Source organism: Streptosporangium sp. NPDC050855 (assembly GCF_044456585.1).
Taxonomy (GTDB): domain Bacteria; phylum Actinomycetota; class Actinomycetes; order Streptosporangiales; family Streptosporangiaceae; genus Streptosporangium; species Streptosporangium longisporum.
In genome coordinates, this window is record NZ_JBITFY010000004.1 from 64966 (window position 1) to 85359 (window position 20394).

Annotated in this window: 20 protein-coding genes and 1 pseudogene; 3 read left to right on the forward strand and 18 right to left on the reverse strand. The window is 71.4% G+C overall.

All coding sequences use genetic code 11. From position 1 onward, the window contains the following. Positions 1-21: 21 nt before the first annotated feature. From tsf to ACIBCT_RS11065, 3 genes are all read right to left on the reverse strand, one after another. Positions 22-855: a translation elongation factor Ts gene (tsf, locus tag ACIBCT_RS11055; protein ID WP_399187233.1), complete on the reverse strand. Its 834-nt coding sequence runs from the start codon at positions 853-855 to the stop codon at positions 22-24. Positions 856-969: 114 nt separating this feature from the next. Beyond that, positions 970-1971 (reverse strand): 30S ribosomal protein S2, encoded by a 1002-nt coding sequence (gene rpsB / locus ACIBCT_RS11060; protein ID WP_399187234.1) that lies wholly within the window; start codon positions 1969-1971, stop codon positions 970-972. Between the two features lie 392 nt (positions 1972-2363). Continuing rightward, positions 2364-2972 (reverse strand): ArsR/SmtB family transcription factor, encoded by a 609-nt coding sequence (locus ACIBCT_RS11065; protein ID WP_399187235.1) that lies wholly within the window; start codon positions 2970-2972, stop codon positions 2364-2366. A 68-nt stretch (positions 2973-3040) separates the two neighbouring features. Here ACIBCT_RS11065 and ACIBCT_RS11070 point away from each other — a divergent pair, with 68 nt between their 5' ends. Continuing rightward, positions 3041-4342 carry an MFS transporter gene (locus ACIBCT_RS11070; RefSeq protein ID WP_399187236.1) on the forward strand — a complete coding sequence of 434 codons (1302 nt, stop codon included), beginning with the start codon at positions 3041-3043 and terminating at the stop codon, positions 4340-4342. Positions 4343-4481: 139 nt separating this feature from the next. On the opposite strand, the gene ACIBCT_RS11075 is transcribed toward ACIBCT_RS11070, so the two are convergent. Then, positions 4482-5948: a CoA transferase gene (locus ACIBCT_RS11075; RefSeq protein ID WP_399187237.1), complete on the reverse strand. Its 1467-nt coding sequence runs from the start codon at positions 5946-5948 to the stop codon at positions 4482-4484. A 476-nt stretch (positions 5949-6424) separates the two neighbouring features. Here ACIBCT_RS11075 and ACIBCT_RS11080 point away from each other — a divergent pair, with 476 nt between their 5' ends. Next, complete coding sequence (locus ACIBCT_RS11080; protein ID WP_399187238.1) at positions 6425-6841, forward strand: murein hydrolase activator EnvC family protein; 417 nt, start codon at positions 6425-6427, stop codon at positions 6839-6841. A gap of 262 nt (positions 6842-7103) precedes the next feature. Here ACIBCT_RS11080 and ACIBCT_RS11085 read toward each other — a convergent pair whose 3' ends face one another. The 13 genes and pseudogenes from ACIBCT_RS11085 to rpsP form a co-directional block, all read right to left on the reverse strand. Beyond that, a complete protein-coding gene (locus ACIBCT_RS11085) occupies positions 7104-7442 on the reverse strand; it encodes a cupin domain-containing protein (protein WP_399187239.1) in 339 nt (112 codons plus the stop codon). A 524-nt stretch (positions 7443-7966) separates the two neighbouring features. After that, entirely contained in the window at positions 7967-9295 is a 1329-nt protein-coding gene (dprA, locus tag ACIBCT_RS11090; protein ID WP_399187241.1) for a DNA-processing protein DprA, read from the reverse strand. Next, entirely contained in the window at positions 9292-11085 is a 1794-nt protein-coding gene (locus ACIBCT_RS11095; protein WP_399187243.1) for a YifB family Mg chelatase-like AAA ATPase, read from the reverse strand. Before ACIBCT_RS11095 ends, dprA begins: the two co-directional genes overlap by 4 nt. A gap of 50 nt (positions 11086-11135) precedes the next feature. Continuing rightward, positions 11136-11489 (reverse strand): YraN family protein, encoded by a 354-nt coding sequence (locus ACIBCT_RS11100; RefSeq protein ID WP_344888311.1) that lies wholly within the window; start codon positions 11487-11489, stop codon positions 11136-11138. Between the two features lie 498 nt (positions 11490-11987). Then, positions 11988-12311, reverse strand: a complete 324-nt coding sequence (locus tag ACIBCT_RS11105; protein ID WP_030511723.1) for a DUF2469 domain-containing protein — start codon at positions 12309-12311, stop codon at positions 11988-11990. Positions 12312-12350: 39 nt separating this feature from the next. Beyond that, positions 12351-13037: a ribonuclease HII gene (locus tag ACIBCT_RS11110; protein ID WP_399187246.1), complete on the reverse strand. Its 687-nt coding sequence runs from the start codon at positions 13035-13037 to the stop codon at positions 12351-12353. Positions 13038-13101: 64 nt separating this feature from the next. After that, positions 13102-13707: a signal peptidase I gene (gene lepB, locus ACIBCT_RS11115; RefSeq protein ID WP_399187248.1), complete on the reverse strand. Its 606-nt coding sequence runs from the start codon at positions 13705-13707 to the stop codon at positions 13102-13104. Further along, positions 13704-14573, reverse strand: coding sequence for a signal peptidase I (gene lepB, locus ACIBCT_RS11120; protein WP_399187250.1), 870 nt, complete (start codon positions 14571-14573; stop codon positions 13704-13706). The genes lepB (ACIBCT_RS11115) and lepB (ACIBCT_RS11120) overlap by 4 nt, the downstream gene beginning before the upstream one ends. 154 nt (positions 14574-14727) lie before the next feature. Then, positions 14728-15081: a 50S ribosomal protein L19 gene (rplS, locus tag ACIBCT_RS11125; protein WP_344888299.1), complete on the reverse strand. Its 354-nt coding sequence runs from the start codon at positions 15079-15081 to the stop codon at positions 14728-14730. 389 nt (positions 15082-15470) lie between these two features. After that, positions 15471-16265, reverse strand: a pseudogene (trmD, locus tag ACIBCT_RS11130) (tRNA (guanosine(37)-N1)-methyltransferase TrmD); the annotation flags it as partial. Between the two features lie 2 nt (positions 16266-16267). Continuing rightward, on the reverse strand, positions 16268-16813 hold the full coding sequence (gene rimM, locus ACIBCT_RS11135; protein ID WP_399187252.1) for a ribosome maturation factor RimM: 546 nt from the start codon (positions 16811-16813) through the stop codon (positions 16268-16270). 110 nt (positions 16814-16923) lie between these two features. After that, the gene (locus ACIBCT_RS11140; protein ID WP_344888290.1) at positions 16924-17166 is read right to left on the reverse strand and encodes an RNA-binding protein; all 243 of its coding nucleotides are present in this window, start codon (positions 17164-17166) and stop codon (positions 16924-16926) included. A gap of 1 nt (position 17167) precedes the next feature. Next, positions 17168-17704 carry a 30S ribosomal protein S16 gene (rpsP, locus tag ACIBCT_RS11145; protein ID WP_399187254.1) on the reverse strand — a complete coding sequence of 179 codons (537 nt, stop codon included), beginning with the start codon at positions 17702-17704 and terminating at the stop codon, positions 17168-17170. A 267-nt stretch (positions 17705-17971) separates the two neighbouring features. Between rpsP and ACIBCT_RS11150 the strand changes: the two genes are divergently transcribed. Continuing rightward, positions 17972-18532: a hypothetical protein gene (locus tag ACIBCT_RS11150; protein WP_399187256.1), complete on the forward strand. Its 561-nt coding sequence runs from the start codon at positions 17972-17974 to the stop codon at positions 18530-18532. Between the two features lie 260 nt (positions 18533-18792). Here ACIBCT_RS11150 and ffh read toward each other — a convergent pair whose 3' ends face one another. Next, on the reverse strand, positions 18793-20349 hold the full coding sequence (gene ffh / locus ACIBCT_RS11155) for a signal recognition particle protein (RefSeq protein ID WP_399187258.1): 1557 nt from the start codon (positions 20347-20349) through the stop codon (positions 18793-18795). Positions 20350-20394: the final 45 nt, after the last annotated feature.

Sequence of the window (20394 nt, forward strand, 5' to 3'; positions counted from 1 at the left end):
ATGTCAGGGACCGGTCAGGGACTAGGCCTGGCCGACCTTGAAACGGACGAAGGCCTGGACCTTGACACCGTTCTCGTCCGCGAACTTCGCCACGGACTTCTTGTTGTCCTTGACGAAGGACTGCTCAAGGAGCGTGAAGTCCTTGTACCAGCCGTTGATCCGGCCATCGACGATCTTGCCGATGGCGGCCTCGGGCTTGCCCTCGTCGCGGGTCATCTCCTCGAAGAGCGCCCGCTCCTTCTCGACGACGTCGGCCGGGACCTCGGCGGGGCTGAGGTACTTGGGGGCCATCGCCGCGGCGTGCTGCGCGATGTCCTTGGCGACGTCGGCGTTGGCGGTGTCGAGCTGCACGAGCACGCCGACCGCCGGGGGGAGCTGGGGGTCGGTCTTGTGCATGTACGAGCCGATGAAGCCGCCCTCGAGCACGGCGAACCTGCGGATCTCGATCTTCTCGCCGAGCGCGGCGTTGGCCTCGTCCAGGTGCGCCTTGACGCTCCTGCCGTCGAGGTCGGACTCGAGCAGCGAGGGCACGTCGGCCGGCCTGGAGGCCAGGACGTGCGTCACGACCTGGGCCGCGAGCTCCTGGAACCGCTCGCCCTTGGCGACGAAGTCGGTCTCGCAGTTGAGCTCCAGCAGCGCCGCGGCGGAGTCGCCGTCCTGCTTGAGGGCGACCAGGCCGTTGGAGGCGGTACGGGCCTCACGCTTGCCGACGTCCTTGGCCCCCTTGAGACGGAGGAGCTCGACCGCGCGGTCGAAGTCACCCTCGGACTCCTCGAGAGCCTTCTTGCAGTCCATCATGCCGGCGGCGGTCAGCTCACGAAGCCGCTTGACGTCGGCCATGTTCACGGAAGCCATTGTCTTTTCCTCGTGGGAATCGTCGTGGATCGGGTGGGTGCCCCCGACTGGGCGGGCACCCACCCGGAAGGGTCGTGCGGGTCGTACGGCCGCACAGGACCGTACGAGGAGGAACTAGGCCTGCTTCTCGGTGTTCTCGCCGTTCTCGGCGTTCACTGCGTTCTCGCTGTTCCCGGTGCCGTCGCCCTCGGCGGCCGGGGCCGTCTCGGCGGGGGCCTCGGCGGTCTCCGCGGGAGCGTCGGCCTCCTCGGCGTTCACTGCGTTCTCGCTGTTCCCGGTGCCGTCGCCCTCGGCGGCCGGGGCCGTCTCGGCGGGGGCGGCGGTCTCGTCGCTGCGGGTCAGCAGCTCCTGCTCCCACTCGGCCAGCGGCTCGGCGCCACCGGCGACGGCCGGCTTGTCGTCGCCGCCGCGGTTGGCGCCGGCGCGTGCCATGAGACCGGCGGCGACGGCGTCGGCGACGACGCGGGTCAGCAGGCCGACGGCGCGGATGGCGTCGTCGTTACCCGGGATCGGGTAGTCGACCTCGTCGGGGTCGCAGTTGGTGTCGAGAATGGCCACGACCGGGATGTGAAGCTTGCGAGCCTCACTGATCCCGATGTGCTCCTTCTTGGTGTCGACGATCCACACCGCGCTGGGGATCCGGGACATGTCGCGGATGCCGCCCAGGGTGCGCTCCAGCTTCTCCTTCTCGCGGCGGCGCATGAGGAGCTCCTTCTTCGTGAGCCCCGAGGCGGCCACGTTGTCGAAGTCGAGCTCCTCCAGCTCCTTCAGGCGCTGGAGCCTCTTGTGCACGGTGGAGAAGTTGGTCAGCATGCCACCCAGCCAGCGCTGGTTGACGTACGGCATCCCGACGCGGGCGGCCTGCTCGGCGATGGCCTCCTGCGCCTGCTTCTTCGTGCCGATGAACATGATCGTGCCGCCGTGCGCGACGGTCTCCTTGACGAAGTCGTAGGCCCGGTCGATGAAGGCCAGCGACTTCTGCAGGTCGATGATGTAGATGCCGTTGCGCTCGGTGAAGATGAAGCGCTTCATCTTCGGGTTCCAGCGGCGCGTCTGGTGGCCGAAGTGCACGCCGCTCTCGAGCAGCTGTCGCATGGTGACGACGGGGGTGGACATTGATTGTCCTCCAGGTCGGGGCGCCCATCGCTGGGCGCTGTTCTCGGTTGGACGCGACGACCAGCGGCCGTCGCCCTGATGCCCCGCACCGGACCCGGCCGGGCTCTCACCCGGACCGAAGGGACCGCGGTTCTCGACGGGGCATGCGAAGTCGGCCCGTGACTCACAGGCCACCAAAAAGTGTACCCGTAACCGGGCCTCCCCCCGACCCGTGACCTCCGGGCCGGTCCGGCCCCCCCGCGGGTGACACCCGGGCGGGCCCGGTCCCCGGAACAGGCCGTTCGGGCCCCGGACGACCCGGAAAGGCCGCGCGCGCGGGTGCGGGGCCCTCCGGGAGGCGCACGACGGACCCGGGCACCGCCGGACATACCGCGCGTGCCGCGTGGGCAGGGTCAGGCGTCCCTGGGGATGCCGTGCGGGCGCCGCCGGGCGCGCGGGAAGAGGCTGACCTGAGCCTCGGCGACCCTGGCCCCGGCGGGGGCGTCCGCCCGGTCCCTGACCGTGGTCTTGTAGGGGGCGAGCAGCTCGTCGATCCGCTCGTTCAGCCACCTCAGCTCCTCGGCGTCCACCAGCAGGATCGCCCGGTTGAACATCGCGGCCTCCCGCCACTGCCTGGACTCCCGCTCCAGGGCCTCCAGCCCCCGGGTGGCCTCGTCCGCCGCCTGGTCCCGGAACGCCTTGATCAGGAACTCCTTGGCGGCCCGGACGTCCGGGCCGTCCTCGGGGTCGGGGCTGACGCTCAGGCCCGACCCGCTGGAGCGCCACAGGCGCTCCCTGCCGTCACCGCGGTCGGGCGCGTCCTCGACGAAGCCGTACTTGGCGAGCATCCGCAGGTGGTAGCTGGCCGCGCTGGGCGTGACCCCGACCACCTCGGCCATCTCGGTCGCGGTGCAGGGTCCCTCGGCCTGGAGGCGGTTCAGGATCGCGAGCCGCGCGGGATGCGCCAGCGCGCGCATCGCCGTGGGATCGGTGAGGGACTTGCGCTTCGGCACCTCGGTCATGTGCAGACCGTACCCACTCCAGATGTGAAGGGTTGCCTTCATATGTGTGAAGGATTACCTTCACACATATGAAGCATTTCCTTCAGACTTCCCGGCGGGCCTCCCGGAGCCCGGAGGACCCCGCGCCCCCCGCCAGCCGCCCCGTACCGCTCAGGAGGCAGCGCGACTACCGGCTGCTGTTCACCGCCCGCGCCGTCACCGAGACGGGCACCGAGATCTCCCGGCTGGCGGTGCCGCTGACCGCCGCCGCCCTGCTGGGCGCCTCCCCCGCCCAGATGGGCGCGCTCACCGCCGCGACCTCGCTGCCCCACCTGCTGTTCGGCCTCCAGGCCGGAGCCCTCGCCGACCGGTTGAGACGGCACCGCCCGGTCATGGTCGGCTGCGACCTGGTCTCCGCGCTCGCCATGGCGACCGTTCCGGCGGCCTGGGCCGTGGGCGTGCTGACCGTCCCCTGGCTGGTCGCGGTGGCGTTCGTCGTCGGCACCTGCTCGGCGATCTTCAGGGCGGCCGCCTTCCCGCACCTGACCACGGTGGTGCCCGAGAGCCGGCGGACCGAGGCGCTCGCGGGCTTCCAGTCCGCCTTCGCGGTGGCCACCGTCGGCGGCCCCGGCCTCGCCGGCCTGCTCGTCCAGCTGATCACCGCGCCGTTCGCGCTCCTGGTCGACGCGCTCTCGTTCCTGGCCTCGGCGTTCCTGATCCGGTCGATCGCGGCACCGGAGAACCACGTCCCGGCTCCCCCGCGTGGCATGTGGACCGAGATCCGCGAGGGTCTGGGCGCGGTGGCCCGCAACCCGGTGCTGCGCGCGCTCTGCGGCGCCGGGGTCACGATCAACTTCTTCGGCGGCGCGTTCATGGCGCTGTTCGTGATCTACGCCCTCACCGTGGTGCACCTGCCGGCAGGGCTGATCGGAGCGGTCACCGTCTGCTTCGGCGTCGGCGGCCTGCTGGGCGCGGCCGTCGTACCGCGGCTGACCAGGCGGTTCGGCGAGAACGCCGTCGTGACCTGTGCCGCGCTGCTCTTCCCGATCGACTTCGCGACCACCGCCCTGGTCTCGGGACCGCCCTGGCGCAGCTTCCTGTTCCTGGCCGTCAGCGCGGTGATCTCCGGCCTCGGCGTCGTGGCCTTCTCCATCTGCATGGGCACCATCACCCTGCGCGAGACCCCCGCCGAGCTGCGCGGCCGGGTCAACGCCACGCAGTCGTTCATGATCCAGGGTGTCGTCACCCTGGGCGGTCTCGGTGGCGGCCTGGCCGGCGAGCTGCTGGGGCTGCGCCCGGTGTTCTGGATCTCCGCGGCCGGAGTGCTGACCGCGACCGGCTGGATCCTGCTCTCCCCGCTCCGCCACTTCTCCGCGGCGCGTACGCCGTGATCCCTGAGATCCTCCGTTTTCCTCTGGATTCCTCGGGTTCCCCCGGGTTTCTCCGGGTTCCTCCGCGGGTGGGCGCGACCTGCCGAACCCGAGCCGACCCGAAGGACCGGCGGATCGCGGCCGGCTCACCACGGCCGGCTCACCACCAGGCGGGCGGGTGCTCTCCCTGCCGGGGAGGCGGGCTCGACCAGTACGGCGACCTTCCGCCGACCGTACCCGGGGGCCGGAGGTGGGTGAGGCGCCCGAAGGCGCTCTCCGTCTCCTGGAGCAGATCGGTGACGTCCGGCTCCGGTGTCGCCGCGCCGTCGACGCGGCCGAGACCGTCCAGCCAGTGCGCGGTACGGGCCAGGGAGAGCTCCACCCTCCAGGAGCCGCCCTCGGCGGACCGGCGAAGCAGCCCGGCCACCGCGCCGAAGGCCGCCAGATGGCCGGTGGCGTGATCGAGGACCTGGGCGGGCAGCGGACACGGCCGCGAGCCGTCACCGCCCTCGTGGGCGATACCGCAGGCCATCTGCACCAGGCTGTCGAACCCCCGCCTGCCCGCCCACGGCCCGTGCCCGCCGTACGCCGAGATGTCCACGCACACGATCCCGGGCCTGATCGCCGCCAGTTCCCGGGGACCGAACCCGAGCGCTTCCAGCGCCCCCGGCCGGTACGACTGCACGAACACGTCCGCCCCGGCCACCAGGGCGCGTAACCCGGCCCTTCCCTGTCGCGTCCTGAGGTCCAGGTGACAGGAGCGCTTGCCGAACGCGGAGCCGATCACCGCCCCGGGCACCTCGGGAAGGTGTCCGGCCCCGACCCGGAGCACCCGGGCCCCGTGCGAGGACAGCACACGCGTGGCGTAGGGACCGGAGAGCACCCTCGTCAGGTCGAGCACCCGGACCCCTTCCAGCGTCCGCTCGTCCTCGGTCCCAGGCCACGCGTCCGTCCCGCCCCTCGCCCCGATTCCACCTCTCGCCTCGAAGCCGTCAGAGCCGTCAGAGCCGTCAGAGCCGTCAGAGCCGTCAGAGCCGACGGGGCCGTCAGGGCCGTCGGGGTCATCAGAGCCGTCGGGGCCATCGATGCGGGTCAACCGGACGAGCGGTGACGCGGCCACCGCCCGGGACTGCGGGTGCCGCCGCCACTCGGCGCGGTCGCGCATGGCCGCGGCACATCCTCCCGCTCTGGTCACCGCCTCCTCGATCTCGACGGCGCCGCGACCTGCGCAGGCGCGGATGACGGCGTCCACGTCCGCACCGGCCGGTAGGTCCAGCGCCATAAGGGCGGCATCGCGATGGTGATCGAAATTGCAGTGCAGCCGGACCCAGCCGTCCGCGGTCCGGTAGTCGCCCGACAGGGGAGCCCACAGATCCACGGGTGCCCCGTCGATCCTGAGATGACGCTCGTCCCGGAAGGCCACCGCCGCCTCCCGCACGTCCACCGCGGCCTCGCTCCCGTCACCCCGGAACGCCGCGACCGCCGCGGTGGCGGCTCCGACCGCGATGGCAGCGGCCGTCCCCACCCGGAAGACCGAGGGCAGCACCGGGTCGCTCCCGCTCACCCGGAGCGGCGGCAGCGTGATCCCCAGCTCCGCGGCCAGCTCACGAACATGGTCTTCGACCACGTGCCCCTCCTTCCGGCGGCCTGTCCACAGAATCGCGTTCGGCGCCGTCGTCCTGCTGTGGGATCCCCATGCTCACATCCATGAGATCCGTCCACGCTCTGGGGCTGCCGATCCTGCTGTGCCCACTGGTCCCGGCATCGGCATCGGCGCCGGCATCGGTGGTGGCATCGGCGCCGGTGGTGGCGCCGGCATCGGTGGTGGAGTCGGTGCCGGCCGGCGTCCACCTGCCGACCTCCCGGCCCGGCATGCGAACGACCGGCCATGTCGCCACTTCGGAGGCGGCCCCCTCCCGGCTGGCAACGAACGCGCCGGGAACGACGCCTAAGGCAGGAGCGGCCGCAGTGAGAACAATGCCTTCAGCGGGAACGGCCCCGGTAGGAACAATGCCCTTAGCGGGAACGGGCTCGGCGAGAACGACGCGTCCGGATCGGGGCTCCGCCTCACCCTGGAGGTGGCCGCTCGCCGGGCGGCCACGGATGCCTCGCGGGTTCGCGCCACCGCCGCGACCGTGGCTGGCGGGCCACCGGGGCGTCGATCTCGCCGCCTCCCCCGGGGCCGAGGTGTACGCCGCGGGAGAGGGGACGATCGGTTACGCGGGACGGCTCGCCGGGCGGGGGGTGGTGACCGTGCTCCACCGTTCCGGCCTGCGAACGACCTACCTGCCGGTCCGGCCCACGGTGAGACGCGGGCAGACGGTCGGCGTCGGGGACGTGATCGGTGTTCTCGAGGACGTCCCGGGTCACTGTGCCGCCACCTGCCTGCACTGGGGTCTGCTCAGAGGCCGCGCCTACCTCGACCCCCTGCTCCTCCTCGGCCACGGCCAGGTCCGCCTGCTCCCCCTCCGGCCCACCACCCCGCCCCCGTCCTCGCCCCCTCCCGGCGTACAGCCGTGACCGGAGAGCGACACCGGACGACCTCGTGTCCGAGCGATCACCCCTATCGGGGAAAGGGTCGACCGCGTCTCCCGATGCCCGGCCTGCCAGGCACCGGGCACAGCACGGGCACGGGCACGGGCACAGCACGGGCACGGGCACGGGCACAGCACGGGCACGGGCACAGCACGGGCACGGGCACGTCTCTGGGCAGTACCGCCGCACGCGGCCACCAGGGTTCACCGATCTGATGGAGCGCAAAGGTCGATCGAGGCGTGGTGCCTTACCGGCCCGGCGCGCGGGAGCCGTACGCCGGACCGAACACCACCAGCAGCGCCAGGTCCTCGGTCACCTCGTCGAACCGGTGCTCCTCACCCGCCGGCACAAAGATCACCGCCCCGGGGCCCACCTCGGCCGTACCGCCGGGTGTCACGATCTTGGCACGCCCCGCGGTGACCACGTAGATCTCGTCCTCGGTATGCGGACTCTGGTCGTCGATCCCGCCGACGGGAATGCAGTACGTTCCCACCGACAGATCCGGTGTCCTCAGCTGCTCCACCCAGTCGTTGACCGCTCCGGCGGCGGGTGGCGCCCATGTCCCCGCGCCTTCGATGATCTGCATGGCGGAAGCATAGTCACAGCCCACCTCCGGCCATCGCGGCGTGCCCGACCGGGCAGTCTGCCCGACCGGGCGAGGTGATCGACCAGGCGACCTGCCCGCCCCGGCAGCGTGTTCGACCCGGCAGCGTATTCGACCGGACAGCCTGCTCGACCAAACAACCTGCTCGACCCGTCAGCGTGTTCGACCCGGAAACCTGCTCGACCGGGCAGCCTGCCCGACCGGGCAGCGTGTTCGACCGGCTTGATCGTCCCCGAATCGGTGGCCCCGGATTCGACGCCGCCGCGACGGCATGCCAGGCCGCTTGAACGCATGTCGGCCTCTCGGCTTCAGGCCGGTCTGCCCAAGGACGTATCGGTGCTCCCGAATGTGTGCGGTCCCTGTGAACGCAGATGATCCACTCGGATACGCCGAAGTCTCTCGGCTCCGGGCCGGTCCATCCGGGTACGCGCGGGCCCCTCCCCTCCAGAGTCCACTCGGCCATGTACCGATGATGTCGACGGGTGCCGATCCGCTCGAAAGAGGAACTACCCGCCTGCGGGCCGGTCGGGGCGGAGGCGCCAGCCCCGGGAGACGCGTTCGACGTAGCCCGCCGCGGCCAGCCCGCCGAGACAGGAGAGCGCGGTGTCCAGGTCGACCCCGGCGGCGACCGCGATCGTCGCCGGCCCCACACCGATCCGGGTGGGCATGGCCTCGACGACCCTGCGGCTCTCCGGATCGAGGCTGTCGCGGGGAAGCACCGGACCACGTGGCTCCGGAGCGAGATCCGCACCCATCGTGCCCATGAGCTCGATCACCTCCTCGGGGCCGGTGACGCAGGTGGCCCTGCCCTGACGAATCAGCCGGTGACACCCGATCGACGCCTCCGAGGTCACCGGTCCGGGGACGGCGGCCAGATGGCGGTTGAGCGCGACCGCGTGCCCGGCGGTGTTGAGGGCCCCGCTGCGTACGGCCGCCTCGACGATCACCGTGCCCCGGGACAGGGCCGCGATGAGGCGGTTCCTGACCAGGAACCTCGGCCGGGTCGGGTGGGCGCCCAGGGGAGACTCGCTGACCAGCACTCCCCTCGCGCGGATGGCGGCGAAAAGCTGCTGGTGCGAGCTGGGATAGGCGACATCGGCGCCACAGGCGAGCACGGCGACGGTCGGCGCCTCACAGGCGAGGGCGCCACGGTGGGCCGCGCCGTCGATGCCATGGGCTCCGCCGGAGATGACATGCCACCCCTTCTCGCTCAGCCCTGCCCCGAACTCCGCCGCGACGTGCGTGCCGTAGGGGGTGGCCGCACGGGAACCCACCACCGCGACGGATCGCAGGCAGGAGAACCGCAGGTCGGCGTCCCCGTACACCCAGAGGGCGTAGGGCCGGGAGGCTCCCAGGTCGTCCAGCTGGCTGGGCCACTCGGGGTCACCGGGGATCACCAGCCTCGCCCCTATCCGCTCCCCCTCGGCCAGGTCCCGCTCGGGGTCGGCCGTCTTCAACCGGGCCGCCCAGGAGGCGATCGTCCGATCGAGTCGTGCCGCCCTGGTCGCGAGCCGCCCTTCTCGTCCCTGCCCGGAGCCGTCCTTTGCGGCCACCGGGACGGAGACGGGCTCCGCGCCCTTCCGGGAGGGTGCCGTGCCGTGCCGGGCGGGCTCGGCGCCCTCCCGGGGAGGCTCGGTGGTGCGGGAACCGGCTTCCACGTCATGGGGATCGGGCGCACCTCCGGCCAGCCGCTGGGCGAGGTCTGCGTCCATCACGCCCTCCCTGACCAGGTCGACGGCCCGCCGAGGGCCGCGCAACGCGACCAGTGCGCCCATGGCGGCGTCCCCGGGCTCGGCCAGGCGCATCAGGACGAGCCGCGCGAGCCTGTCGTTCATCGTTCCTCCCCCAGCCAGAGCCCGAGGGCGGTGTTGGTCTCGTGCAGTTCGGGCCGGTCCTTGCCACCGAGATCGGCAAGGGTCCAGGACAGTTTGAGGATCCGGTCGAGCCCCCGGGCGCTCAACAGGCCGCTGTCGAGATGCCGGAGCAGCGGTGACATGGCCGAGGACGACGGGCGGTACTCGGTGTGCAGGAGCCGGGCCGGGACCTCGGCGTTGCACCGCCACGGGGTGTTGGCGAACCGCTTGGCGGCGCGTTCGCGGGCCAGCCGTACCCGCTCGGCCACCACCCTGCTCGGTTCGATGAACCTGCGGTCGGCCAGGAGCTCGCGCCGGGTCGACCGGAACAGGCTGACCTTGACGTCGATGCGGTCCAGCAGCGGGCCGGAGAGCCTGGCGAGATAGCGGCGCCGGGCGGCGGGAGCGCAGGCGCACGGGTCGGCCGGGGTGGAGGGCCGCGCGCAGGGACACCTGTTGGCCGCCAGCACCAGCGCGAACCGGGCGGGGAAGGTCACCGACCCCAGCGCCCTCGCGACCGTCACCTGACCCGATTCGAGCGGTTGCCGCAGCGCGTCGAGAACGGTGGCCGGGAATTCCGGGGCCTCGTCCAGGAAGAGCACTCCACGATGGGCCAGCGAGACCGCGCCGGGACGGATCATCCCGCTGCCTCCTCCGATGAGGGAGGCGACGGTCGCGGTGTGGTGCGGCGCCACGAAGGGCGGACGCACCAGCAGGGGACGGTCGGCGGGCAGCACGCCCGCGACCGAATGAATGGCCGTCACCTCCAGCGCGTGCTCCCACTCCAGGGGCGGGAGCAGGGTCGGCAGCCGCTCGGCGAGCATGGTCTTCCCGGTGCCCGGAGGCCCGAGCATCCACAGGTTGTGACCACCGGCGGCGCAGACCTCCAGGGCCCGGCGGGCGAGAGGCTGACCGGCGACGTCCCCCAGGTCGGGACCCTCCACGTGGCCCGGTGCCTCACCCGGCTCGGTGACCCCCTCCAGGCCCGGGGACCGCCCTGACCTCGGGGCCGCCTCTCCAGGGCCCGGGACGGCCACCCGGGCCGGAGCTCCCGGAAGCGGGCCGAGGGCGGTCTCCCGCCTGGATGAGCCGGGGATCCCGACAAGGGACGATCCGGTGGCGGACACCGCGTGCCGCGCACTCCCGGCCCTTCCCCCACCCCTCCCCTCGCCCTCGCCCTCATCTCCGGCTCCGGCTCCGGCTCCGGCTCCGGCTCCGGCTCCGGCTCCGGCTCCGGCAGGAAGATCACTCAGGGGTCCGTCGCTCCGCAACCGGCTCATCAGGGCGGCCAGCGTGGTCGCCGGGACCACTGTCACGTCCGGCACGAGAGCGGCCTCGGCGGCGTTTGCGGCCGGGACGACCACGGTGCGGGCACCGGCCGCCACGGCCGCCAGCACGGCGGGCAGGACCCCGCGCACCGGCCGGACGGAGCCGTCAAGACCCAGCTCACCGAGGAAGAACGGCTCGGCGACCTTCTCCGGATGCACGGACCCGGCGGCCGCGAGCAGCGCCGTTGCGATGGCGAGATCGAACAGGCTGCCTCGCTTGGGCAGGCTGGCGGGGAACAGGCTGACGGTGATCCGGGCGTCGGGCCAGGCGTAACGGCTGTTGACCAGGGCGGAGCGGACCCGGTCGCGGGCCTCGCTCAGCGCGGTGTCGAGCATGCCGATGAGGTGCAGGCCCGCCACACCGCTGCTGACATCGGCCTCGACCTCGACCAGGCGGCCGGTCACCCCGACCAGGGCGACGCAGCGCGTGCGTGCGACGGCCACTCAGCTCACCTCCCGGGGTGAGCGGACGATCCATGACAGCCCGGGAGGCATCAGCACACCCCCCGCTCATGACGGATGGCGAAGTCTCCGGCGAACCGCTCCAGGGCGACGACGTCGACCCGGATCGCGTCGAACCGCTCGTGCCTGTCGGCCAGCCATCTGCCCGCGAGCCTGCGCAGACGAGCGATCTTGGCGTCGGTGACCGCCTCGAAGGCGGTGCCGTGGCTACGGCCGGAGCGGGTCTTCACCTCCACCGCGACGAGCGTGCGCCCCTCGCGGGCGACGACGTCGATCTCCCCTTCCCGGCACCGCCAGTTACGGTCCAGGATCTGCAGGTCGTGGGCGAGCAGATAATCCACGGCGATCTGTTCACCGTGCCTGCCGAGCGCGTCTTTCGCGGCCATGGAACCACCTCCGGTTCCAGACCTTCGCCCAGCACGCCCCACCCGCAAGGGACCGAACCGGATTCTGTGGACAGTCGCCCTGCCGCGAGAACCCCTGTGGACGAACGAGCCCCCGGGGACGGTGGCGTTTCATGGAAGCCCTCGGCCCCGCGACCACCTCGCACCGGTCCACGATCACCGGTCCATGATCACCGGTTCACGATCACCGGCCGTACCCCGAGTGGCCGCTCACGCATCGGCTCCGAGGCCCGCCACCGGCTCCGGCGGCCCGGATCCTCCGGCCGCGCTGAATCATCCCGGCCATCGCCGCGTTGAATCATCCCGGCCACCCCGGCCGTACCGAGCCATCCAAGAAGGCCCTGCCGGAGCCGAGCCCGTCCGATCAGAGCCGTCCGATCAAAGCCCTTCCGGTTCGCACCCGTCCGGGCTCGTTCCGCCCCGCTCCCATCCCCCGCCCACCGGGCGAGGACGTCCCTCACCGGCGGGCACCGGAAACGCTCAGGAGGAGAAGCCCTCCTTGGGCATCTCGAGATCGGGCTTGGCCAGTTCCTCCACGTTGACGTCCTTGAACGTCACCACCCGTACGTTCTTGACGAACCTCGCGGGCCGGTACATGTCCCAGACCCAGGCGTCCTGCATCTTCACGTCGAAGAACACGTCCCCGTTCTCGGCCGTGCGCACGTCCAGATCGACGGAGTTGGTGAGATAGAAGCGGCGCTCGGTCTCCACGACATAGGTGAACAGGCCGACGACATCGCGGTACTCACGGTAAAGCTGCAGCTCCATCTCGGTTTCGTACTTTTCGAGATCCTCTGCGCTCATACCGGTCCTCCTGTCAAACGCCCACCCCGAACCGCCAGGTCAGACGGTCCCGGCCCCCACTTCATTCTCACCCATCACCTCGCCCGCTCCTGACCGCGCCACCGTCGAGAACGAGAAGCGATGATCCGGACACGGGCCGTAGGTTCTGAGAGCCCTGCGATGATCTGCGGTGCCGTACCCCTTGTGCACGGCGAACCCGTACCGGGGATGGCGCTCGTGCAACGCGATCATCATCTCGTCCCGCGTCACCTTGGCCACGATCGAGGCCGCGGCGACGCAGGCCGCCACCCGGTCCCCTTTCCACATGCCCAGTGACGGGGCGGGCAGACCGGGGACGGGAAACCCGTCGGTGAGAACGTAGCCGGGGTCACAGGGTAACCGTGCCACGGCCCTGCGCATTCCCTCGATGTTGGACCGGTGAAGGCCACGGGAGTCGATCTCGGCCGGTGGGATCACCACCACCGCGACCGCCCGCGCGGTGGCCGTGATCCGCTCGTGGAGCGACTCGCGCCGGGAGGCCGTCAGCAGCTTGGAGTCGTCCAGGCCGTCGATCCGGACTCCCAGCACCACCGCGGCGACCACCAGGGGCCCGGCACAGGCGCCCCGGCCGGCCTCGTCGACCCCGGCCACCGGGCCGAGCCCGCGGCGCTCCAGGGCCCGTTCGTAGCCGTAGAACCCGGAATCCCGCCGGACCACGCTGGGTCTGGGGCGAAACACCGCCGTCATGGCACCACGGGCGACACACCGAACATGAGCAGAGAGTACGCCCCCTTCGGGGTATTCGGTACCGCTATCTCACCTTGAGGAAGCTCTCCGGCCGGGACAGGACGGTGGCCCTGGAGAACGGCCAGTAGATCGCGACGGCGCGGCCGATGACGTCCTCCTCGGAGACCGTGCCCTCCCCCAGCCTCTCCTCCTGGGCCCGCGAGTCGGCCGAGGCGGTGCGATGATCTCCCATCACCCACAGCCGTCCCTTGGGCACGACCTTCTCGAACTCGTCACCCGAGGGGAAGTCCTCGGAGTACAGGTAGGAGCTCTCGTCCAGCGGCACGCCGTTGACCGTGATGCGGCGCTTGGCGTCGCAGCACTTCACGGTGTCACCGCCGACCGCGATGACCCGCTTGATGGTGTCCTGGTCGTTCCAGCCGCTGAAGACCACGATGTCGCCGCGCTCGGAGGCTCCGTGCAGCTTGTTGACGACCACCCGGTCGCCCACGAGCAGGGTACTCTCCATCGACTCCGACGGGATGTGGAACGACTGGAAGACGAAGACCTGTAACAGCAGGGCCACCAGCACCCCGCACACCAGCAGGAACAGTGACTCGCGCAGGCCACCGCCCTTACCGCGCTTCTTTCTCTTCCCGACCTCGGGTTCGGCGGCCATGGGTGCGCTCACCGCCTCGAAAGGTGGCGACGACGCCACAGCACCAGCGGCACGGCACCGGCGAAGCCCGCCAGGAACGGGGTGGCGCCTCCGGCGACCGCGGCCACCTTGAGCGCCTGCTGGCCGAACGTGTCGGGAATGGGGAGGGTCGTCGCCCTGGAGAACGGCCACACGATCACGAAGGCCCGGCCGATCACCTTGTCCACCGGGATCGTCCCCCCGCCCGGGTCACCCAGGTGTGATCGGGAGTCGAGGGAGACCACCCGGTGGTCGCCCATCACCCACAGGCGTCCCGGGCCGACCTTGACCTCGAACTCCTTCTGGGACGGCACGTCTCCGGGGTAGAGGTACGACTTCTCGTCGATGGCGACCCCGTTGACCGTCACCCGGCCCTGGGCGTCACAGCACTTCACCGTGTCCCCGCTGACGCCGATGACCCGCTTGATGTAGTCCTTCTCGCCGGGCACCACGCCGAAGGCGGTGCCGACCCAGCGGAAGAACCCGACGACCGGGTTGGAGGGCTCCTCGAGGTCGACCTCGGGATCCCAGGAATCGACCCCGGAGAAGACCACCACGTCACCGCGCTCGATGTCGCGGGCGCGGTAGACGAGCTTGTTGACCAGAACGCGGTCGTTGGTGAGCAGGGTGTTCTCCATCGACTCCGACGGGATGTAGAACGCCTGGATCACGAACGTCTTGATTATGAGGGCGAGCACCAAGGCCACGACGATCAGGACGGGCAGTTCCTTCCAGAAGGAACCCTTCTTTTTGCCCTTGTCATCTGTGGCGGTCTTCTGGGTGTCTTCGGCGACCACGTCCACCTCGTCCTCGACAGGTCGACGCGAGACTGCGCCGTACTCCCGGTCTTCGCTAGTCATCGCAGACGAGCCTAGATGATGGCCGGTACCAAGTGGTCGAGCCACCGGGTACCACCTAGCCTGCTTATCGCCACAGGATTTCAAATCCCGTCACACGCCACTGGCCCGCCCCCGCGTTCCAAGGGGGCGGGCCAGGACGACGACGGGCGGACGCCTAGCGGGCGTCGCGCTTCTCGCGGATGCGGGCGGCCTTGCCCCGCAGGTCGCGCATGTAGTAGAGCTTGGCGCGGCGGACGTCGCCACGGGTCACGAGGTTGATCTTCTCGATGACCGGGCTGTGCACCGGGAAGGTGCGCTCGACGCCGACGCTGTAGCTGACCTTGCGGACGGTGAAGGTCTCGCGGGCGCCACCGCCCTGACGGCGCAGGACGAAGCCCTTGAAGACCTGGACACGGGACCGGCTGCCCTCGATGACCCGGACGTGGACCTCGAGCGTGTCACCGGGCCGGAAGTCCGGGACGTCGGTGCGGAGCGCGGACTTCTCGAGCTCGCTGATCAGCGTGTGCATGGCAGTTGGTACCTCGTCTGTCAAAGGCCCGCGGAGGTCCGTCCGGCCGCGGCGGGGCGGCGTCGTGACGGACACGCGTGCTGGAGTGGACTGTGTCTCGGAGCCGGAACCGTCTGGCCGGCGACGCGCGTCGGCCCGAACTCGACCGGCGGCAACGCTTCAGTCTGCCATATCCTTTCGACCGATCGGAAATCAACCGGTCAGAACGCCCGGTTCCGCGGGCCGTCGGCGGGACCGGCGACATGATCGGCGACGGCGTCGTCACCGTGATCGGCGGCGTCCGGCACGGAACCGGCGTCGTCCGAGACGGAACCGGCAACGGCGTCCGGAACGCGGACAGTCCCGGCCGCGGGCGCGGGGCCGCGATCCGGCGCGGGAGCGGCGCCACGGTCCGGTACGGGACCGCCCGCCGCGTCGGTGATCGCCAGCCCCGTCTCGGCCAGCACCTCCCGGTCCCTGCGGTCCAGGCTCTCCGGCCCGATCAGGGCCAGCAGCTCGGGCCTGTTCCTGGCGGTACGGCGCAACGCCTCGTCCCGCCGCCACCGGGCCACCTTCCCGTGGTGGCCGGAGAGCAGGACCTCCGGCACCTCGTGACCCCGCCACTCGGGCGGCTTGGTGTAGACCGGGCCCTCGAGGAGGTTCTCCATCGCGCCGGGCGCGAACGAGTCGTCCACGGCCGAGCGAGCGTTGCCCAGCACCCCCGGCAGCAGCCGTCCGACGGCCTCGATCATCACCAGCACCGCGACCTCACCCCCGGCCAGGACGTAGTCGCCGATGCTGACCTCGTCCACCCGCAGACGGGTGCCGTACTCGGCCGTCACCCTGGAGTCGATGCCCTCGTAGCGGGCCGGGGTGAACAGCAGCCAGGGCTCGGCGGCGTACTCCATCGCCAGCCTCTGGGTGAAGGGCACCCCGCTGGGGGTGGGGACGATCATCCGCGGCCGGGTGCCGGGATCCTCGGCCAGGACGGCGTCGATGGCCTCCCCCCACGGGCCGGGCTTCATGACCATGCCGGGGCCGCCGCCGTAGGGGGTGTCGTCCACGGTGCGGTGCACGTCGTGGGCGCGGTCGCGGAGCTGGTGCAGGCGGACGTCGAGGATGCCGCGCTCGCGGGCCTTGCCGATGAGGGAGACCTCGAGGGGGGCGAAGTACTCGGGGAAGATCGAGACGATGTCGACGCGCATGGTCAGACGATCTCGTCCGGATCGAGCAGCCCGGGCGGGCCGTCCACGACGAGGAGGCCCTTGTCCAGGTCGACCACGGGGACCAGGGCCTTGACGAACGGCACGTAGACCTCGGCGGGCTTCGCGCCCCCGGTGCCCTCGGTGCCCCCGGATCGCTGTACGACGAGCAGGTCCTGGCCGTGGTGGAGCACGTCGGAGACCTCGCCCACCGCCTCGCCCGCGGGCGTGACGACGGTCAGGCCGATGAGCTGGTGGTCGTGGAACTCGTCCGGGTCCTCGGGCGGCGGGATGTCCCCCGAGTCGATGACGAGCATGGTCCCGCGGAGCTCCTCGGCGCGGTCGCGGTCGGCCACCCCCTCGAACCTGACCAGCAGGACCCCCGAGTGCCAGCGGCGGGACTCGACGACCAGCGGTCCGGCCGAGGCGGGGTCCGTGGCCAGGGCGGTGCCCGGGGCGAAACGCCTGTCCGGCTCGTCGGTGCGCACCTCCACGGAAACGTCTCCGCGGAGTCCGTGCGGGCGGCCTATCCGCCCTACGACGAGCTGCACGCCCGCCTCCTCACTGCTGTGCCGGGAGAACCCGGAAGAACTGGGAAAAGCAGACGGGCCACCCACGCTGGGCGGGTGGCCCGTTCGCTCGATGGGACGCTTCTCGGCGCCTAGCGGGCCTCGTTCAGGTCGAGCAGGTCGACCCGGACGTACTTGCCGTCGCCGAGGGCGTTCACGACGGTGCGGAGCGCCTTGGCCGTACGGCCACCGCGGCCGATGACCTTACCCAGGTCCTCGGGATGGACCCGGACCTCGAGCACACGCCCGCTGCGGATGCGGCGAGCGTGAACCTGGACGTCGTCCGGAAACTCGACGATGCCCTTCACCAGGTGCTCGAGGGCCTCCTCAAGCACCTCAGGCCTCGCCTTCCGGCTTCTTCTCCTCGGCGGCCGCGGTCGGCTCGGCCGGGGTCTCGGCGGCGGCCTCGGCCTCGGGAGCGGCCTCAGGAGCGGCCTCCGTCTTGGGGGCCGCCTCGGCCTTCGGAGCCGCGTCGTCGGCCTTGGGAGCCGCCTTGCGGGTCGACTTCTTCGGCGTGGTGGCGGCCTCCAGGGAGAGCGCCTCCTTGGCGGCGGCCTCGTACACGGCGTGACGGTCGCTCTTGGGCTCGGCGACCAGCAGCGGGGCCGGGGCGGGCTCGCCCTTGAACTTCTGCCAGTCGCCGGTCAGCTTGAGGAGCTTGAGCACGGGCTCGGTCGGCTGGGCGCCGACACCCAGCCAGTAGGCCGCCCGGTCGGAGTCGACCTCGATGCGCGAGGGGTTCTCCTTCGGGTGGTACAGGCCGATCTCCTCGATCGCCCGGCCGTCACGCTTGGTGCGGCTGTCGGCGATGACGATGCGGTACTGCGGGTTGCGGATCATGCCGAGCCGCTTGAGCTTGATCTTGACTGCCACTGGTGTGGTCTCTCCTGCATTAGAGCGTGGGTGAGCGGCGTCTCATCGAGTGGGGCACGAGGAGAGGACCGTTCGAGGGACAGGCATGGCACGCGGGAGTGAGAGGGCAACCACGTGTCACGATGTTCCAACATGTCATTGTGCCAGACCCCCGGGGGTGCCCGGTCGATCCACGGCCATCCGATGGGCCGTGGAGAGGGCAAATCTCGGTAATCCGCGTGTGTCCGGGGTCGTGGGCGGGCCGGGCTGCTGCGCTAAATGGCCGCCGTGCCGACCACCCTCAGATCCCTGCTGCTGACCGCGACCGGATCCATCGCCGTGCTGGGCGCGGTGCTGGCCATCAGGACGGCCCCCGAGGGCCGGGCCGTCGTGGCCCCCCTGCCCGCACCGGCCTCCACCGCCCCGGTGCCCGCGGTCCCCGTCCCCGCGCCCGGCGTCCCGGCGAGCGCGCCGGGACCGGCGAACGTCCCGGGACCGGTGGGCGCGCCGGAAGGCGTCCCGGACGTTTCCCGGGAGCGGGCCCCGGCCGGTGCCGCGGAGATCCTCCTGCGGAGCGTCCTGGGAGACCTCCCGGCGCTCCGTCCCGCCGCCCCTGGCCTATCCGCCGCCTCGGTCCCCGCAGGCGGCACAGGCGACGATGTCCCGGAGAACGATCCGGTACGGCTCCCGGTACCCTCCCCGGCCCCTCCGGTGGTCCCGGGGACGCCGGTGCTGCCGGACGGGCCGGTGGTGCCGGAAGGCACGGGGGACGACGCCTCCGTGCGGACGCCCGGGGCCACGGCCCCCGTACGGGTGACGCGGGTCATGCGGGCCGTGCCCGCCGGATAGCCCGCGCGCCCGGCCCACCGGGCCACGGCTCCGCGCACCCGTGGGAAAGACCGGGTGCCGGAAAGACCGGACAGGAAAGACCGGACGGGCAGGACCGGGCGGGAAGGCTAGGCGGGGCGTACCCCGGCCAGCTCCAGCACGGTCACCACGATGAAGCCCAGCATGATGACCACCCAGATCCACCGGGTACGCGAGTTGAAGCGGTCATCGCTCACCTGGGCTCCTCACTCCTGCGGGCCCCGCCCGTCCGGGGCCGCCGCTCACTTCTGGCCGGGGAACTTGAAGGTCGAGGGGTCGAAGCCCGGGGGCAGCTCCAGGCCCGGCGGGAGCTGCTGCCGCGAGCCCAGCTTGCCGAGCAGGCCGTTCCCGGCCGGGGGCGCCTCGGCGCCCTTGTCGGAGGCCGCCTTGCCGAGCGCCGCCTTGCGCGGGTCGCCGCTGACCCTGCGTCCCTTGGCCGCCTTCTTCTGGGCGGCCTTGCCGGCCTTGCGGCCGCCCGGCATGCCGGGGATGCCCATCCCGCCGGCCATCCGCTTCATCATCTTCTGCGCGTCGAAGAAGCGGGTCACCAGGCCGCTGACCTCGGTCACCGTCACGCCCGAGCCCTTGGCGATACGGGCCCGGCGGGAACCGTCGATCATCTTCGGGTTCTGCCGCTCGGCCGGGGTCATCGAGCGGATGATGGCGGCGATGCGGTCGAGGTCGCGGTCGTCGACCTGGTTGAGCTGCTCGCGCATCTGCCCCATGCCGGGCATCATGCCGAGCAGGTTCTTGATGGGGCCCATCTTCTGGACCATCATCATCTGCTCGAGGAAGTCCTCCAGCGTGAAGCCCTCGCCCGAGGTGAGCTTGCTCGCCATCTTGGCGGTCTCGGCCTCGTCGAAGGTCTTCTGAGCCTGCTCGATCAGGGTGAGGATGTCACCCATGTCGAGGATCCGGGAGGCCATCCGGTCCGGGTGGAAGGCGTCGAAGTCCTCGAGCTTCTCACCGGTGGACGCGAACATGATCGGCTTGCCGGTGATGTGGCGGACCGAGAGCGCGGCGCCGCCCCGGGCGTCGCCGTCGAGCTTGGTCAGCACCACGCCGTCGAAGCCGACGCCCTCCATGAACGCCTGGGCCGTGGTGACGGCGTCCTGGCCGATCATGGCGTCCACCACGAAGAGGACCTCGTCGGGCGAGACCGCGTCGCGGATGTCGGCGGCCTGCCTCATCAGCTCCTGGTCGATGCCCAGGCGGCCGGCGGTGTCGATGATGACGATGTCGTGCTGCTGCCGCCTGGCGTGGTCGAGGGACCGGCGGGCCACCTCGACCGGGTCGCCGACGCCGTTGCCGGGCTCGGGCGCGTAGACCGCGACACCGGCCCGCTCGGCCACGACCGAGAGCTGCTGGACCGCGTTGGGCCGCTGGAGGTCCGCGGCGACCAGCAGCGGCGTGTGGTTCTGCTCGCGCAGCCAGCGGGCGAGCTTGCCGGCCAGGGTCGTCTTGCCCGCGCCCTGCAGGCCCGCGAGCATGACGACGGTCGGGGGGTTCTTGGCGTACCGGAGCCGCCGGGTCTCCCCGCCGAGGATCTCGATGAGCTCGTCGTTGACGATCTTGACGACCTGCTGCGCCGGGTTCAGCGCCTGGGAGACCTCGACACCGCGGGCCCGCTCCTTGACCTGGGCGACGAACGCCTTGACCACGGGCAGGGCGACGTCGGCCTCGAGCAGCGCGATACGGATCTCGCGGCAGGTCGCGTCGATGTCGGCCTCGGACAGCCGACCCTTGGATCGAAGGGAGGAGAAGACCGATGTCAGCCGGTCGGAAAGCGTCTCGAACACGTGATTGGCCAGCCTCTGCGCTACAGGTCTGCGACTCGACCTCCC